Origin of the sequence: Paraburkholderia aromaticivorans (genome assembly GCF_012689525.1) — a bacterium.
Taxonomy (GTDB): domain Bacteria; phylum Pseudomonadota; class Gammaproteobacteria; order Burkholderiales; family Burkholderiaceae; genus Paraburkholderia; species Paraburkholderia aromaticivorans_A.
On the sequence record NZ_CP051516.1, the window covers coordinates 2,831,521 to 2,847,096 of the forward strand.

A 15,576-nucleotide genomic window follows, 5' to 3' on the forward strand; every position below is an offset into this window, starting at 1 on the left:
TCTCTAGCCGAGCAGCAGCATGGCAAGCGGCAGCACCGGCAACAAGGCATCGATGCGATCGAGCACGCCGCCGTGCCCCGGCAACAGGCCGCTTGAATCTTTCACACCGGCCTGGCGTTTCATCATCGATTCGAACAGGTCGCCCACCACGCTGAATGCCACCAGCAAGGTCAGCGCGAGCAGCGTACGCACGGCGCCCCAATGCGCCAGCAGCGCAGAATACAGGGTCGGCTCGAACGCATGCAAAAAGACCGCCGCCGCCGCGACGATCATCACCACCAGCCAGCCGCCGATCGCGCCCTCCCAAGTCTTACCCGGACTGATGGCAGGCGCCAGCTTGTGCTTTCCGAACGCTTTTCCGGAGAAGTATGCGCCGATATCGGCCACCCATACCAATAGCAGCAGCGACAGCACGAACGGCACACCCTGCATGCGCGCGGCGACGAGAGCATGCCAGCACGCGACGAATACCACAATGCCGGCAAGAAACAGGAAGGGACGCCAGGCACCCTGCGCGAGCGTGGGCTTGCGCAGCAGCACGAACGGACCGGCGATCACCCAGAAAATAGCGGCTGCCTGGAAGAGCGGCCTGGCCTGCTCGATACCGGCGCCGAGCCGCGTGCTTGCGACCAGCGCCACCGCCGCCACCAGCGCGTAAATCACGGGGCCCGCGCCGCCCAGCTTGAGCAGGCGCGCCCACTCCCATGCGGCGAACACGACGACAAAAGCGATCAGCGCGCCGAACGCGCCCACCGGCGCGAACAACGTGACCGGCAGGAACACTGCCAGCAGGATGATCGCCGTGATGACACGGGTTTTTAGCATGGAAGCGAATCGACGTTTTGCGATTGCGGCTCGAGTTGAGCACTGGTGCGGCCAAAGCGGCGTTCACGCTCCGCGTACGAAGCGATGGCGTGGCCGAGCGCGTCGGCGTCGAAATCCGGCCAGAACGTGTCGGTAAAGTAGAACTCGGTGTACGCGAGCTGCCACAGCAGGAAGTTGCTGACGCGACGCTCGCCGCCGGTGCGGATGAAGAGGTCCGGCTCCGGCGCATAAGCCATGGAGAGGTGCTCGGCGAACGAGTCCTCGGTCACCTCGACCGCCTTACCCGCCAGCGCCGACTGTTCGGCGAGCTTGCGGGTGGCCTGCATGATGTCCCAGCGGCCGCCGTAGTTCGCGGCGATCGTCAGCGTAAGACGGGTATTGCGCGTGGTTTTGGTCTCCGCGCGCCTGATCAGGTCGCGGATGCGCGTATCGAAGCGGGATAGATCTCCCACCACGCGCAAACGGATGCCGTTCGCATGCAGCTTGCCGATCTCGCGCTCCAGCGCGGTCACAAACAGGCGCATCAGGAACGACACTTCGTCGTTCGGACGGCGCCAGTTTTCCGAGCTGAAAGCGAACAGCGTCAGATATTCGACACCCTGACGGGCGCAGGCCTCGACGGCCGCGCGCACCGCGTCGACGCCGCGCGTATGGCCCGCCACGCGCGGCAAGCGCCGCTGGGTGGCCCAACGGCCGTTGCCGTCCATGATGATCGCGATATGTCGCGGCACCGCGGCGACATCAGGCACGCGCACGGTTGAACTGGTGTAGGTCATGGCCGTCGGGACAGTGACTGCAAAATAAAGAAGTAAAAATCGTGAAAGTGCTGAAGCGACCGGCCTCAGACCGTCATGATCTCGGCTTCTTTCGTCACGACGAGCTTGTCGATTTCGGTGACGAACTTGTCCGTCAGCTTCTGAACGTCGTCACCTGCACGACGCTCGTCGTCTTCCGAAATTTCCTTATCTTTCACGAGCTTTTTCAACTGCTCGTTGGCGTCGCGACGCAGGTTGCGCACCGCCACCTTGGCCGTTTCCGCTTCGCTCTTGACCACCTTGGTCAGTTCGCGGCGGCGTTCTTCGGTGAGCGCGGGCATCGGCACGCGGATCACGTCGCCTTGCGTGGCCGGGTTCAGACCGAGGTCCGACTCGCGGATCGCCTTTTCGACGACCTGCACCATCTTCTTTTCCCACGGCTGCACGCCGATCGTGCGTGCGTCGATCAGCGTCAGGTTCGCGACTTGCGAAATCGGCACCGGCGAACCGTAGTAGTCGCACTGGATGTGATCGAGCAGGCCCGTATGCGCACGGCCCGTGCGGATCTTCGACAGGTCGTTCTTGAACGCGTCGATGGAGCGCTGCATCTTTTGTTCAGCGCCCTTCCTGATATCAGCCACAGACATTTTTAAACCTCCGAACCTTCAAAACGGTGCGAGCCGGCCAGCACGCGCAAGATGCGGCGGCCCCGGGCTCGCGCTAAAGCCCACGTTATGTGAACGAGAGTTTACACGTGGACGAGGGTACCCTCGTCGTCGCCTTGTACGATGCGCTTAAGTGCGCCCGGTTTGACGATCGAAAACACCCGGATCGGCAGTTTCTGGTCGCGGCACAGCGCGAACGCCGTGGCGTCCATCACCTGCAGATTGCGGCCGATCGCCTCGTCGAAGCTGATCGTGGTGTAACGCGTCGCGCTCGGGTCTTTCTTCGGGTCGGCGGAATAAACGCCGTCTACCTTGGTTGCTTTCAGCACGACTTCCGCGCCGATTTCCGAGCCGCGCAAGGCGGCGGCCGTGTCGGTCGTAAAGAACGGGTTGCCGGTGCCGGCCGCGAAAATCACGACTTTGCCTTCTTCGAGCTGGCGAATCGCGCGGGGCCGGATGTACGGCTCGACCACCTGGTCCATGCGCAGCGCCGATTGCACGCGCGCCTCGATGCCGGCGTGGCGCATGGCATCCTGCAGCGCCAGCGCGTTCATCATGGTGGCCAGCATGCCCATGTAGTCGGCCGTGGCGCGATCCATACCCGCCGCGCCGCCCGCGACGCCGCGGAAAATATTGCCGCCGCCGATCACCACGGCCAACTGCGTTCCGAGACGGACCACTTCGGCCACGTCCGCCACCATTCGTTCGATGGTCGCGCGATTGATGCCAAAGGCATCGTCGCCCATCAGAGCTTCACCGGAGAGTTTGAGCAGGACGCGTTTATAGGCAGTGGGCATAGGGGTATCCAGATCGCGCAGAACAGGCAACAACAAGGGACTAATGTAGGGGTGAAATGCTGATTCGGGCAAGCGTCGCCAAATTGACGAACCCTGGAGTTCGCCGGCGGCGTGCGCCACGAGGGTCAACCCGCGCGCAGCCTTGCGGCGCTGCCGACCGCGGCAAAGTCTTGCTCCGCCGCGGGTCCAACGATATTGCAGTGAAGCTTACGTGATGCTTATTGTTGCTTTGCAGCAGCGACTTGAGCGGCCACTTCAGCTGCGAAGTCGTCCTGCTTCTTCTCAATGCCTTCGCCGACCACGAACAGCGCGAACTTCTGCACGCTCGAGTTGCCAGCCTTCAGCATCTGTTCGATCGTCTGCTTGTCGTTCTTAACGAACGTCTGGTTCAGCAGCGACACTTCCTTCAGGTACTTCTGCACGCTGCCGTCGACCATCTTGGCGACGATTTCAGCCGGCTTGCCCGATTCCGCAGCCTTCTGTTCAGCAATGCTGCGTTCCTTGGCGATCAGATCCGCCGGCACGTCGTCCGACGACAGCGAAACCGGCTTCATCGCGGCGATGTGCATTGCGACGTCCTTGCCGACCTGCTCGTCCGCGCCGGTGTACTCGACCAGCACGCCGATACGCGTGCCGTGCAGGTACGCTGCCAGCTTGTTGACCGTGTCGAAACGCACGAAACGGCGGATCGACAGGTTTTCACCGATCTTGCCGACCAGTGCCAAACGCACTGCGTCGACCGTCGAGCCTTCCAGCGGCAGTGCCGCCAGCGCCGCGACGTCAGCCGGGTTTTGCGTGGCGACCAGTTCAGCGACCTTCTTCGAGAAACCCAGGAAGTCGTCGTTCTTCGAAACGAAGTCGGTTTCGCAGTTCAGTTCGACCAGCGAACCCGCGTTGCCGCCGATGAACGATGCAACCACGCCTTCAGCCGTCACGCGCGACGCTGCCTTGCTGGCCTTGTTGCCCAGCTTCACGCGCAGCAGCTCTTCAGCGCGCGCCATGTCGCCGTCGGCTTCCGTCAGCGCCTTCTTGCATTCCATCATCGGCGCGTCGGTCTTTGCGCGCAGTTCTGCAACCATGCTTGCGGTAATTGCCGCCATCATTTGCTCCTTGAGTTCCGTCTGTCACACGCCGCCCGGACTTCGATGCCGGCGGCAAGAATTCGTTTCAGCGTTCCGCGTACTTTTTTACGCACCACGCTTTGAGCACTACCTCGGACACCGCCGGCAGCGCCCCACTACAATGTCGCGGCCTAAAAAAAGGGGGCCTGTAGAAAGCCCCCTTTTTTGCCGGACACGGGGCAGCTTTACGCTTCCGGGTTGACCTCGACGAACTCGTCGCCGTCGCCACCACGTGCAGCTTGCACCACTTCGTTGACCGCGCTCGCACGGCCTTCGACGATCGCGTCAGCCACGCCAGCCGTGTACAGAGCGACAGCCTTCGATGCGTCGTCGTTACCCGGGATCACGTAGTCGATGCCTTCCGGCGAGTGGTTCGTGTCGACCACGGCGATGACCGGAATGCCGAGCTTGTTGGCTTCGGTCACGGCAATCTTGTGGTAGCCGACGTCGACCACGAAAATCGCGTCCGGAATGCCGCCCATGTCTTTCACGCCGCCGATCGACTTGACCAGCTTGGCCATTTCGCGTTCGAACAGGAGCGCTTCCTTCTTGCTCATGCGTTCGGTTTCGCCTGCTTCCAGCGCTGCTTCCATGTCCTTCAGGCGCTTGATCGAGACCTTCAGCGTCTTGAAGTTGGTCAGCATGCCGCCGAGCCAGCGTGCGTTGACGAACGGCATGCCAGCGCGTTGCGCTTCTTCAGCGATCGTGTCGCGCGACTGACGCTTCGTGCCGACGAACAGGATGGTGCCGCGATTCGCTGCCAGTTGACGCGCGTACTTCAGCGCGTCGTTGTACATCGGCAGCGTCTTTTCGAGGTTGATAATGTGAATCTTGTTGCGATGACCGAAAATGAAGGGGGCCATCTTCGGGTTCCAGAAGCGCGTTTGGTGACCGAAGTGGACACCGGCTTCCAGCATTTGACGCATGGTAACTGCCATGAAAATCTCCGCGAGGGTTGGGTCTTAAGCCGGCTGCCGTATCGGCCGCGTTGCCATCTTTTTTTGGCTGAACGCGGTGGACACCCTGGGTGCGCCGGCTTGCGAGTCTGCTGCCTTTTGTTGCCTTTTATGCTTCCGCTTTCGCTTCCGCATTACCTCATAGCGCAGGCAACCGGCGTTATGAGAAGCCGTTCCTGCCGCTTTTTTGTCCGCATGGACGAATAAAGTAAGACAGAGATCGACTCAGCCAAAGATTATAGCACGCGACTATTGCACGACTCAACCTGCCCGGTAGCCCTGTGCATGGCCGCCGGGTTGCACCCGCGCGAACGCCGGCCACCTTGAACGCGCCTGCCTGGGGGTCTATGAAAGCCGCCGGCCCGGTCGCAAAAGCCTGCGGCGGCCGGAATATGGTGCGATAATCCTGCAATAATCGCATTTCAGGCCCGACTCATGGCTATTACGCTCAAAAACGAACACGATATCGCGCAGATGCGCGTCGCCTGCAAACTGGCAAGCGAAGTGCTCGACTACATCACCCCGTTCGTCACCGCCGGCATCACGACCGGCGAACTCGACCGTCTGTGCCACGAATACATGCTGAAGGAACAGGGCACGGTTCCGGCACCGCTGAATTACCAGCCGCCAGGCTACCCGCCCTATCCGAAGGCCACCTGTATTTCGGTCAACGACGTGATCTGCCACGGCATTCCCGGCGACAAGACGCTGAAGAACGGCGACGCGCTCAATATCGACGTCACCGTCATCAAGGAAGGCTATTTCGGCGACACCAGCCGCATGTTCATCGTCGGTGAAGGCTCGATCATGGCGAAGCGGCTCGTCCAGACCACCTTTGAATGCATGTGGGTCGGCATCGACCAGGTGCGCCCGGGCGCGCATCTCGGCGACATCGGCTACGCGATCCAGAAGCATGCGGAAGGCCAGGGCTACAGCGTGGTGCGCGAATACTGCGGCCACGGCATCGGCACGGTATTCCACGAAGACCCGCAGATCCTGCATTACGGCCGTCCCGGCACCGGGCTCGAACTGCAAACCGGCATGATCTTCACGATCGAACCGATGATCAACGCCGGCCGCCGCGACATCCGCACCATGCCGGACCAGTGGACCGTCAAGACCAAGGACCGCAGCCTGTCGGCGCAGTGGGAACATACCATCCTCGTCACCGAAACCGGCTACGACGTGCTGACCGTGTCCGCCGGCACGCCCGCGCGTCCGCCGGTCGTCGCGGCCACGGCCTGACCGACTTCCCACCTCTCCGCCTCCCTGCCAATGAGTAGTGTTCCAGCCGTCGCCCAATCCCCTGCCACGTCGCTCAAGGCGGAGTACAAAGTGGCCAAAGCCCAACTGCTGGAACGCTTCAAGACGGCCACCAACGTCGACGCTTTGATGGCCTCCTTGGCGCGCGCTACCGACGACTCCCTGCGCGCGGCCTGGAACACCTGCGAACTGCCGGCCGAGTTGGCGCTAGTGGCCGTGGGCGGCTACGGGCGTGGCGAACTGGCGCCGCATTCCGACATCGACATTCTGGTCCTGCTGCCCGACGCGCCGATCGAGCATCTTGAAGCGCGCATCGAACGCCTTATCAGCCTCGCCTGGGATTTGGGGCTGGAGCTCGGCAGCAGTGTGCGCAGCGTGTCGCAATGCCTCGAAGAAGCCGCCAACGACGTCACGGTGCGCACCTCGCTGCTCGAGGCGCGGCGCATTACCGGCAGCGCCGAGCTATTCGACGACTTCGCGAAGCGTTACCGCGAAGCGCTCGACCCGAAAGCCTTCTTCCAGGCCAAAGTCCTGGAAATGCGCCAGCGCCACGCGAAGTTCCAGGACACGCCCTACTCGCTCGAACCCAATATCAAGGAAAGCCCGGGCGGCCTGCGCGATTTGCAACTGATCCTGTGGATCACCCAGGCGGCCGGATTCGGCAGCAGCTGGCGTGAACTCGAAGCGCGCGGCCTGATCACGGAGCGTGAGGCGCGCGAACTGCGCCGTAACGAGAGTTTCCTGAAGGCGTTGCGCGCCCGGCTGCATGTGACCGCCGGACGTCGTCAGGACATCATGGTGTTCGACCTGCAAACGGCGGTGGCCGAAAGTTTCGGCTACAAGCCCACCGCCACCAAGCGCGCGAGCGAACAGCTCATGCGCCGCTATTACTGGTCCGCCAAGGCGGTCACGCAGCTCGCTACGATCCTGATCCAGAACATCGAAGCGCAGCTCTTCCCCAGCACGAGCGGCATCACGCGCGTGCTGTCGGAGCGCTTCGTCGAAAAGCAGGGCATGCTGGAAATCGCCAGCGACGACGTGTTCCAGCGCGAGCCGAACGCGATCCTCGAAGCCTTCCTGCTGTACGAACAGACGCCCGGCGTGAAGGGCCTGTCGGCGCGCACGCTGCGCGCGATCTACAACGCCCGCGACGTGATGGACCAGCACTGGCGGCGCGATCCGGAAAACGGGCGCCTTTTCATGGCCATCCTGAAGCAGCCGGCCGGCATCACCCACGCGCTGCGTTTGATGAACCAGACGAGCGTGCTCGGGCGTTATCTGCTGAACTTCCGGCGCATCGTCGGACAGATGCAGCACGATCTGTATCACGTCTACACCGTCGACCAGCACATCCTGATGGTGCTGCGCAATCTGCGCCGCTTCGCGGTGGCCGAACACGCGCACGAATATCCGTTCTGCAGCCAGTTGATCGCCAACTTCGACCGGCCGTGGGTGCTGTACGTGGCGGCGCTGTTTCACGACATCGCCAAAGGCCGCGGCGGCGACCATTCCACGCTGGGCATGGCCGACGCGCGGCGCTTCTGCCGCAATCACGGCATCGAGGGCGAGGACGGCGAACTGGTCGTGTGGCTGGTCCAGCAACATCTGACCATGAGCCAGGTCGCGCAAAAGCAGGACACGAGCGATCCGGAGGTCATCAAGCGGTTCGCCGAACTGGTCGGCACCGAACGGCGCCTCACGGCGCTCTATCTGCTGACCGTAGCCGACATTCGCGGCACCAGCCCGAAAGTCTGGAACACGTGGAAAGGCAAGCTGCTGGAAGACCTGTACCGCGCCACGCTCGCCGTGCTCGGCGGCGCGCGGCCGGATGCGCATTCGGAGCTGAAGTCGCGTCAGGAAGAAGCGCTCGCGCTGCTGCGCCTCGAAACCGTGCCGGAAGGCGCGCAGAAGGCGCTGTGGGACAAGCTCGACATCGGCTATTTCCTGCGTCACGACGCGGCGGATATCGCTTGGCAAACGCGTGTGCTGTACCGCCACGTGGAAACACCCACGCCGATCGTTCGAGCCCGTCCGTCGCCGATCGGCGAGGCGCTCCAGGTGCTGGTGTACGTGAAGGACCAGCCGGATCTGTTCGCCGGCATTTGCGCGTATTTCGACCGTAATGGCCTGTCGGTGCTCGATGCACGGGTCAGCACGACCCGTCACGGGTACGCGCTCGATAATTTCCTCGTCGCGCATACCGAAGAAGACGTGCATTATCGCGATATTGCCAATCTGGTCGAACAGGAACTGACCGCCCGCCTCACCGGTGACGGCACCCTGCTTCCGGGACCGTCGAAAGGCCGTTTGTCGCGGCTGTCGCGGACCTTCCCTGTGACCCCGCGCGTCGATCTTCGGGCCGACGAGCGCGGCCAATATTACATCCTGTCCGTGTCGGCGAACGACCGGCCAGGCCTTCTTTATTCGATCGCGCGTGTGCTGGCCGAGCATCGGGTCGGCGTCGCTTCGGCGCGGATCAATACGCTCGGCGAACGCGTCGAAGACGTGTTCCTGCTGGATGGACACGGTCTGTCGGACAGCCGCCTGCAAATTCAGGTCGAGACCGAACTGCTGCGCGCGATCGCAGTGTGAGATTTCATGCGAGTCAAATTAACAGCCAAGCACCCGCGGCCGGCTTCGTCCGAACGCGCCCCTGTCCGTACCGGCAGCACGTCGGCGCGTAAGCCGACGCGCCCGGCAGGACCCAGGCCGGCGACGCCGGCACCTGGCGGGGCGCGGGGTGAACGCGCTGGCGCGGCCGGCGGCGGTAAGCGGCCGGCGGCCGCTGGTAAGCCGGCCGGTGCCGGCGCGCGTCCTGCGCGTCCTGCAAGGCCCGAAGGGTCGTTTTCGCGCGAGCGGGACGCCGGTGGCGCGCAGCGCGCGGCGTCGGATCGACCACCGCGTCGCGAGGGCGCAGGTGGTGCGCCGCGCGCGGCGTCAGATCGACCGCCGCGTCGTGAGGGCACGGGTGGTGCACCGCGTCGTTTCGAAGGCGGCGGCGATCGTGCTCCGCGTCGGGATGATGGCGAGCGCGCGCCGCGCCGGTTTGAAGGCGGCGGTGATCGTAGCGAACGGGCGCTGCGCAGGGCTGACGGTGAACGGGCGCCGCGCCAGTTTGAAGGTAGCGGCGACCGCGCCCCGCGTCGGGACGCTGCGGAACGCGCGCCGCGTCGATTTGAAGGTGGCACGGATCGCAGCGAACGCGCGCCGCGCAGAGCGGATGGCGAGCGCAGCCAAGGCGCGCCGCGTCGGTTTGAAGGTGGTGGTGACCGTACGGGTAGCGCGCCGCGCCGTTTTGAAGGCGCAGGCGATCGCGGCGAACGGGCTCCGCGTCGGTTTGAGGGCGGTGCTGATCGCACCGATCGTGCGCCACGCCGTTTTGAAGGAGCAGGCGATCGAGCCGAACGCGCTCCGCGTCGCTTTGAAGGCACTTCAGACCGCGGCGAGCGCGCCCCGCGCCGTTTCGAAGGCACCGCCGACCGCGGTGATCGCGCGCCGCGTCGTGAAACCGGTGACCGAGCCGAACGCGCGCCCCGCCGCTTCGAAGCCAGCACGGATCGCAGCGAACGCCCGCCGCGCAGCGTCGGCGATCGCACCCCGCGCCGCGACGACGGCGAACGCCGTCCGTTCAGCGGCGCGCGCCCGGGCGCAGGCCGTCCGTCGGAAGGCGGTCCGCGTGGCGAGCGTCCGGAACGCCGTGAACGCGACGCATCCGACCGCCCGCGTTTCAACAGCGACCGTGGCGCACCGCAAGACCGCCGCGGCGGCGAGCGTGGGCCACGCAGCGATAGCGCGCCGCGCCGTTTTGAAGGCGAGCGTGGTACATCGGACCGTGGCGAACGCAGCAGCTTCGCCAAGCCCGCCAAAGCCGGATACAGCGACCGCGCGGACCGTCCGGCAAGCGCTCCGCGCGACGAGCGCGGCGAACGCGCCCCGGCCAAACGCGAATTCGGCGACCGTCCGGCGCGCAGTGCTGACCGCACTGAACGTACCGACCGTGGCGAGCGCCCGGCCCGCAGCTTCGACAAGACGCTGCCGGCCGCCGGCCGCCGTTTCGGCGACGACCGCCCCGCGCGTGCCGACAAGCCGCGCGGCGCGCCCCGAGCCGAGCGCGACAGCGAAATCGATGCCGCTCCGCGCACGCCGCGTCGCGACTACGAAGACGCGCCAGGCACGCTGCGCCTGTCCAAGCTGATGTCCGAACTCGGCATGTGCTCACGCCGCGAAGCCGACGAGTGGATCGAAAAAGGCTGGGTGCTGGTGGACGGCGAGCGCATCGACACGCTCGGCACCAAGGTCCGTCCGGACCAGCGCATTGAAATCGACCCCGCCGCCGAGGCCGCGCAATCGAGCCTGGTGACGGTGCTGATCCATAAGACGGTGGGTCTAGTCTCAGGTCAGGCGGAAGACGGCTATCAGCCGGCCATCACGCTGGTCACGCCGGAGAATCGCTGGGAAGGCGATCACTCGGACATCCGCTTCTCCGTCGCGCATTTGCGCCAGCTCGCGCCGGCTGGCCGTCTGGACATCGATTCGACGGGCCTGCTGGTGCTGACGCAAGACGGCCGGATTGCCAAGCAACTGATCGGCGGTCATTCGGAGATCGACAAGGAGTATCTGGTGCGCGTGGCATTCGGCGAGCACACCACCGACGTCGAAAACCACTTCCCGCCGGAGAGTCTGGCGCTGCTGTGCCACGGCCTGTCGCTCGACGACGTGCCGCTGAAACCCGCGCAAGTGAACTGGCAGAACGGCGAGCAATTGCGTTTCGTGCTGCGCGAAGGCAAGAAGCGCCAGATTCGCCGCATGTGCGAACTGGTCGGCCTCGAAGTGATCGGCCTGAAGCGCGTGCGCATGGGCCGAGTGATGCTGGGCGCGCTGCCGCCGGGCCAATGGCGTTATCTGTCGCCGGACGAGTCGTTCTGAAGCCGGGCGCCTGACAGACTGACGCCTCAACAAAAAACCCACGCAATCGCGTGGGTTTTTTTATCCCTGCGCCAAGCCGAAGATGCCAGCGCAGTGACCGAAGCAGCACAAGCCGCTTCAATCGTCGCTATTCGGGTCCATATCCGGAAACAGCACTTCCGTGAAGCCAAACTTCGCGAAATCGTTGATCCGCATCGGATACAGCTTGCCGATCAGGTGGTCGCACTCGTGTTGCACGACGCGCGCGTGAAAGCCCTCGGCGACACGGTCGATCGGTTTGCCGTATTGATCGAAGCCGTGATACTTGATCATCGAAAAACGGCTCACCGCGCCGCGCAGGCCCGGCACCGACAGGCAGCCCTCCCAGCCCTCTTCCATGTCCAGCGAGACTGGCGTGACGGTCGGGTTGATCAGCACCGTTTCCGGCACTGGCGGCGCGTCCGGATAGCGCTCGTTGTGCCCGAAGCCGAAGATCACCACCTGCAGATTGACGCCGATCTGCGGCGCGGCAAGGCCCGCGCCGTTTGCGTCGTGCATGGTCTCGAACATGTCTTTGACGAGTTCATGCAGTTCGGGCGTGTCGAAGTGATCGACCGGATCGGCAATGCGCAAAAGGCGCGGATCACCCATCTTGAGAATTTCGCGGATCATAACTGCCCCTCCAGGAGCTTACGCATACCATCTTCGTCGAGTACGGGAACGCCGAGTTCCTCAGCCTTCGCCAACTTGCTGCCCGCGTCGGCCCCCGCCACCACATAGTCCGTTTTCTTCGACACAGAGCCGGCCACTTTCGCGCCGGCCGCTTCCAGCATTTCCTTCGCCTCTTCGCGGGCAAGGCTCGGCAAGGTGCCGGTCAACACCACCGTCTTGCCGGCCAGCACGCCCTGCGGCGCTTTAGGCGCGGGCGGCCCTTCGGACCACGTGACCTTGCCTGGCGCGCGCAACTGCTCGATCACCGTGCGGTTGTGCTCCTCGGCGAAGAACTGGTGAATCGACTCGGCGACCACCGGACCCACGTCGTTGACCTCCAGCAAGGCTTCGACCGAGGCGTCCATGATCGGATCCAGCGAGCCGAAGTGCTTGGCGAGGTCTTTCGCCGTGGATTCGCCCACATGCCGGATGCCGAGCGCGTAGATGAAGCGCGCCAACGTGGTGTGCTTGGCCTTTTCGAGCGAGTCGAGCAGATTCTGCGCAGACTTTTCCGCAAAGCGATCGAGTTCGGCGAGCGTTGCAAAGCCGACGTTGAACAGATCGGCCGGCGTACGCACCAGATTCTGCTCGACCAGTTGGTCGATGATCTTTTCGCCGAGGCCGTCGATATCCAGCGCGCGCCGCTGCGCGAAATGCCACAGCGCCTGCTTGCGCTGCGCGGGACAGAACAGGCCGCCGGTACAACGCGCGATCGCCTCATCCGGCAGGCGCTCGATGCTCGAACCGCACACCGGACACTGCGTGGGCATTACGAATTCGCGGGCGTCGTCCGGGCGGCGGTCGAGCAGCGCGCTCACCACTTCGGGAATCACGTCGCCGGCGCGCCGCACGATCACCGTATCGCCGATGCGGATATCCTTCCGACGCACTTCGTCTTCGTTGTGCAGCGTGGCATTCGTGACCGTCGCGCCGCCGACGAACACCGGCTCCAGTCGCGCCACCGGCGTGATCGCGCCGGTGCGGCCGACCTGCACGTCGATCGCGACGAGTTTGGTCAGCGCTTCCTGCGCGGGGAATTTATGCGCCAGCGCAAAACGCGGCGCGCGCGACACGAAGCCGAGCGCATCCTGCTCATCGCGCCGGTTGACCTTGTAGACCACGCCGTCGATGTCGTACGGCAGGTTCTCGCGTTTCTCGCCGACGCCGTGAAAAAAGCCCAGCAAGCCCTCGGCGCCCTGCACCACTGCCCGCTCGCTATTCACCGGCAAGCCGAGTTCCTTGTACCAGTCGAGCAATTCGCTGTGCGTGGCCGGCATCTCCATGCCTTCGAGCACGCCGATGCCATAAGCGAAAAACGACAGCGGCCGTTGCGCGGTGATCTTCGAATCGAGCTGCCGCAAACTGCCCGCCGCGGCGTTGCGCGGATTGGCGAATTCCTTTTGTTCCGCGGCCCGCTGACGTTCGTTCAGGCGCTCGAAATCGCGCTTGAACATCAGCACTTCGCCACGCACGTCGAGCACATGCGGCACACGTTTGCCCTTGAGCTTGAGCGGAATGGAGCGGATCGTGCGGACGTTCTCGGTGACGTTCTCGCCGGTCGTGCCGTCGCCGCGCGTGGAGGCTTGCACGAAAGCGCCGTCGACGTAACGCAGCGAGATGGCGAGGCCGTCGAATTTCAGCTCGGCCGCGTAGTCGACCGGCACCGGCGGCTCGCTCGCGTTCTTGCCGAGCGCGTCGCCGACGCGTTTGTCGAAGGCGACGATGTCTTCATCGGCGAAACCGTTGTTCAGCGATAGCATGGGCAGGTCGTGCACGACCTGCTCGAAACCGCTCGCCGCCTCGCCGCCCACACGCTGGGTGGGCGAATCCGGCACGATCAGGTCCGGATGCTCCGTCTCGATGCGCTCCAGTTCCTTGAACAGCTTGTCGTATTCCGCGTCAGGCAGGTCCGGCTGGTCGAGCACGTAGTACGCGTAGTTGGCGCGTTCGAGTTCCGCGCGCAGCCACGCGGCACGCTCCGCCGGGGTGTTGGTTGCGGGATGTGAGACGGAGGTTCGGGCCATGCTGTCGGAAGGTTCTTCAGTGAAGTTCAGACATTGGATTATCGCAGGAAGCGTGCCCCTTTACATCGGCCGAATGGCCAGTTTCGGCGCGTCGCGCGTCCGCTCGGAAGCCAGGCATGAAGCCGCCGCCTGAAACGACAACGGCCGCACATCGTGCGGCCGTCGGAGACAACGATAAAACGTAAAAATTTTACTGGCTGAACAAACGCCGCGTGGCCGGCGAGCCCGCCGGAATCCCCGCCTGTTCGAGCTTCGCGTAGAGCGTCATCAACTGCTTTTCGATGGCGAGCAGCGCGGTTTCCGGCAACGGACGACGGCCGTCGTCGACCACCCGCCCGCCGATGCGCTCGGCCAACGATTTCGCGTAGTCGCACATCAGACGGAACGGCAGAATGTCTTCATCGGCCACCGGCACGTCGAGCACCAGCGTGATCATCTGGCCGCCCTTGTAGGTGAGGTCGTCGCGCAGGAAGTTGGTGTCGCCGAATTGCAGCATGAACACCGGGCTTTGCCGTGCGTCGAGCTTGACGAAACGCGTGCCGTCGCGCGAAAGCAGCAAGCCGTCTTGCGACGCGACCGCCTGCACGTAGTTGGCCGACCACGGCGCGCCGTCGGAAAGCACGTTGATCGACAACTGCGCGTCGCACTGCGCGGCGAAGCCGTCGAGTTCGCGCGCCATCGCGACCGTTTCGAGCATATCGGGAAATTCCGGCGAGGCATCCAGCGCGTCGGCAAACTGCTGCACGCCGGTCACGAACTCGGAAAACTCCAGTTCGTTGAGCGCGCCACTGCGATTGGCCAGTTGCGCGGCCGCGCGCAGTTCTTCATAGCGCGCGCCGTTTTGCAGCAGTTCCCACGCGCCGCCGTCGAGCTTGCCCTCGATATGCACCGGCTTGCTGCCCGCGCGGCGCAGACGCTGCGCAAGCGGAATCACTTTGTCGCCCGCGACCGGGCCGTTCAAACGGATCGGCACGATACAGTCGATACGGCGATCGACGATAGCCGGCGGCGCCGACGAGATTGTCGTGGCGGCGGGCAGAATCGGTTCGACGGGTTCGCCGGCCTGGCGGGCTTGCGCGGCCTCGGCGCTCGCGTCGCGTTCGGCTTCAGCCACGCCCTCGGCTTCCGGATAGCCGTTCGGCGTGGTCGTCTCGGCCTGGATATCGGCCGCCGTGTCGAGCGGCGCCGTGCCGGCCGCCTGGCCGCCGAACGTCGGCTCGACGCGCGCCGCGGTGCTCGGCTCTGCCGCTTCAACGCCCACCACCGGCTCGCGGCGCGTGGTCGGCCGGGCCGGTTCGATGAACGGGCTCTGTTCCTCCTGATCGTCCCGCGCGAGATTGTCGGCGGTGTCGGCCGGCATCGGCCGCGGCATCTTGCGGCGCACCTTCGCGCTCTGCCACGCGTTGTACACGACCACGCCCCCGACCACCACGGCACCCGCGCCGATCAAACCGAGTGTCAACTCGTCCATGCATGCTCCATCAGCAATTCTTTTATCTGCGCGGCTCTGCGCCCGCTCCACGTGTCGCGCGACCACCGGCCGCTGCGCTGAAC

12 protein-coding genes are annotated in these 15,576 nt (G+C 64.4%); 3 read left to right on the plus strand and 9 right to left on the minus strand.

Annotation, left to right across the window (positions count from 1 at the left end; translation table 11 throughout):
- Positions 1-3: 3 nt before the first annotated feature.
- The 6 genes from HF916_RS40885 to rpsB form a co-directional block, all read right to left on the minus strand.
- Positions 4-825, minus strand: a complete 822-nt coding sequence (locus HF916_RS40885) for a phosphatidate cytidylyltransferase (RefSeq protein ID WP_168794375.1) — start codon at positions 823-825, stop codon at positions 4-6.
- Positions 819-1,601, minus strand: a complete 783-nt coding sequence (uppS, locus tag HF916_RS40890) for a polyprenyl diphosphate synthase (protein ID WP_168794376.1) — start codon at positions 1,599-1,601, stop codon at positions 819-821. Before uppS ends, HF916_RS40885 begins: the two co-directional genes overlap by 7 nt.
- 65 nt (positions 1,602-1,666) lie before the next feature.
- Positions 1,667-2,227 carry a ribosome recycling factor gene (frr, locus tag HF916_RS40895; RefSeq protein ID WP_054035184.1) on the minus strand — a complete coding sequence of 187 codons (561 nt, stop codon included), beginning with the start codon at positions 2,225-2,227 and terminating at the stop codon, positions 1,667-1,669.
- A gap of 101 nt (positions 2,228-2,328) precedes the next feature.
- On the minus strand, positions 2,329-3,042 hold the full coding sequence (gene pyrH / locus HF916_RS40900) for a UMP kinase (protein WP_012433446.1): 714 nt from the start codon (positions 3,040-3,042) through the stop codon (positions 2,329-2,331).
- Positions 3,043-3,260: 218 nt separating this feature from the next.
- Positions 3,261-4,142 carry a translation elongation factor Ts gene (tsf, locus tag HF916_RS40905; protein WP_168794377.1) on the minus strand — a complete coding sequence of 294 codons (882 nt, stop codon included), beginning with the start codon at positions 4,140-4,142 and terminating at the stop codon, positions 3,261-3,263.
- 206 nt (positions 4,143-4,348) lie between these two features.
- Positions 4,349-5,101, minus strand: a complete 753-nt coding sequence (rpsB, locus tag HF916_RS40910) for a 30S ribosomal protein S2 (RefSeq protein WP_168794378.1) — start codon at positions 5,099-5,101, stop codon at positions 4,349-4,351.
- 453 nt (positions 5,102-5,554) lie between these two features.
- Between rpsB and map the strand changes: the two genes are divergently transcribed.
- The 3 genes from map to HF916_RS52170 all read left to right on the plus strand — a co-directional run bounded on the left by map (position 5,555) and on the right by HF916_RS52170 (position 11,308).
- Positions 5,555-6,364, plus strand: a complete 810-nt coding sequence (gene map, locus HF916_RS40915) for a type I methionyl aminopeptidase (RefSeq protein WP_168794379.1) — start codon at positions 5,555-5,557, stop codon at positions 6,362-6,364.
- 30 nt (positions 6,365-6,394) lie between these two features.
- Positions 6,395-8,974: a [protein-PII] uridylyltransferase gene (locus HF916_RS40920; protein ID WP_168794380.1), complete on the plus strand. Its 2,580-nt coding sequence runs from the start codon at positions 6,395-6,397 to the stop codon at positions 8,972-8,974.
- Positions 8,975-9,460: 486 nt separating this feature from the next.
- A complete protein-coding gene (locus tag HF916_RS52170; RefSeq protein WP_431311467.1) occupies positions 9,461-11,308 on the plus strand; it encodes a pseudouridine synthase in 1,848 nt (615 codons plus the stop codon).
- Positions 11,309-11,425: 117 nt separating this feature from the next.
- Here HF916_RS52170 and def read toward each other — a convergent pair whose 3' ends face one another.
- The 3 genes from def to HF916_RS40940 form a co-directional block, all read right to left on the minus strand.
- Positions 11,426-11,959 carry a peptide deformylase gene (gene def, locus HF916_RS40930; protein WP_168794382.1) on the minus strand — a complete coding sequence of 178 codons (534 nt, stop codon included), beginning with the start codon at positions 11,957-11,959 and terminating at the stop codon, positions 11,426-11,428.
- Complete coding sequence (ligA, locus tag HF916_RS40935) at positions 11,956-14,022, minus strand: NAD-dependent DNA ligase LigA (RefSeq protein ID WP_168794383.1); 2,067 nt, start codon at positions 14,020-14,022, stop codon at positions 11,956-11,958. The genes def and ligA overlap by 4 nt, the downstream gene beginning before the upstream one ends.
- 190 nt (positions 14,023-14,212) lie before the next feature.
- On the minus strand, positions 14,213-15,493 hold the full coding sequence (locus tag HF916_RS40940) for a cell division protein ZipA C-terminal FtsZ-binding domain-containing protein (protein WP_168794384.1): 1,281 nt from the start codon (positions 15,491-15,493) through the stop codon (positions 14,213-14,215).
- Between the last annotated feature and the right edge of the window lie 83 nt (positions 15,494-15,576).

Coding starts and splice junctions, on each gene's coding strand:
- HF916_RS40885 (WP_168794375.1), bottom strand. CDS start 825: ATGCTAAAAACCCGTGTCATCACGGCGATCATCCTGCTGGCAGTGTTC.
- uppS (WP_168794376.1), bottom strand. CDS start 1,601: ATGACCTACACCAGTTCAACCGTGCGCGTGCCTGATGTCGCCGCGGTG.
- frr (WP_054035184.1), bottom strand. CDS start 2,227: ATGTCTGTGGCTGATATCAGGAAGGGCGCTGAACAAAAGATGCAGCGC.
- pyrH (WP_012433446.1), bottom strand. CDS start 3,042: ATGCCCACTGCCTATAAACGCGTCCTGCTCAAACTCTCCGGTGAAGCT.
- tsf (WP_168794377.1), bottom strand. CDS start 4,142: ATGGCGGCAATTACCGCAAGCATGGTTGCAGAACTGCGCGCAAAGACC.
- rpsB (WP_168794378.1), bottom strand. CDS start 5,101: ATGGCAGTTACCATGCGTCAAATGCTGGAAGCCGGTGTCCACTTCGGT.
- map (WP_168794379.1), top strand. CDS start 5,555: ATGGCTATTACGCTCAAAAACGAACACGATATCGCGCAGATGCGCGTC.
- HF916_RS40920 (WP_168794380.1), top strand. CDS start 6,395: ATGAGTAGTGTTCCAGCCGTCGCCCAATCCCCTGCCACGTCGCTCAAG.
- def (WP_168794382.1), bottom strand. CDS start 11,959: ATGATCCGCGAAATTCTCAAGATGGGTGATCCGCGCCTTTTGCGCATT.
- ligA (WP_168794383.1), bottom strand. CDS start 14,022: ATGGCCCGAACCTCCGTCTCACATCCCGCAACCAACACCCCGGCGGAG.
- HF916_RS40940 (WP_168794384.1), bottom strand. CDS start 15,493: ATGGACGAGTTGACACTCGGTTTGATCGGCGCGGGTGCCGTGGTGGTC.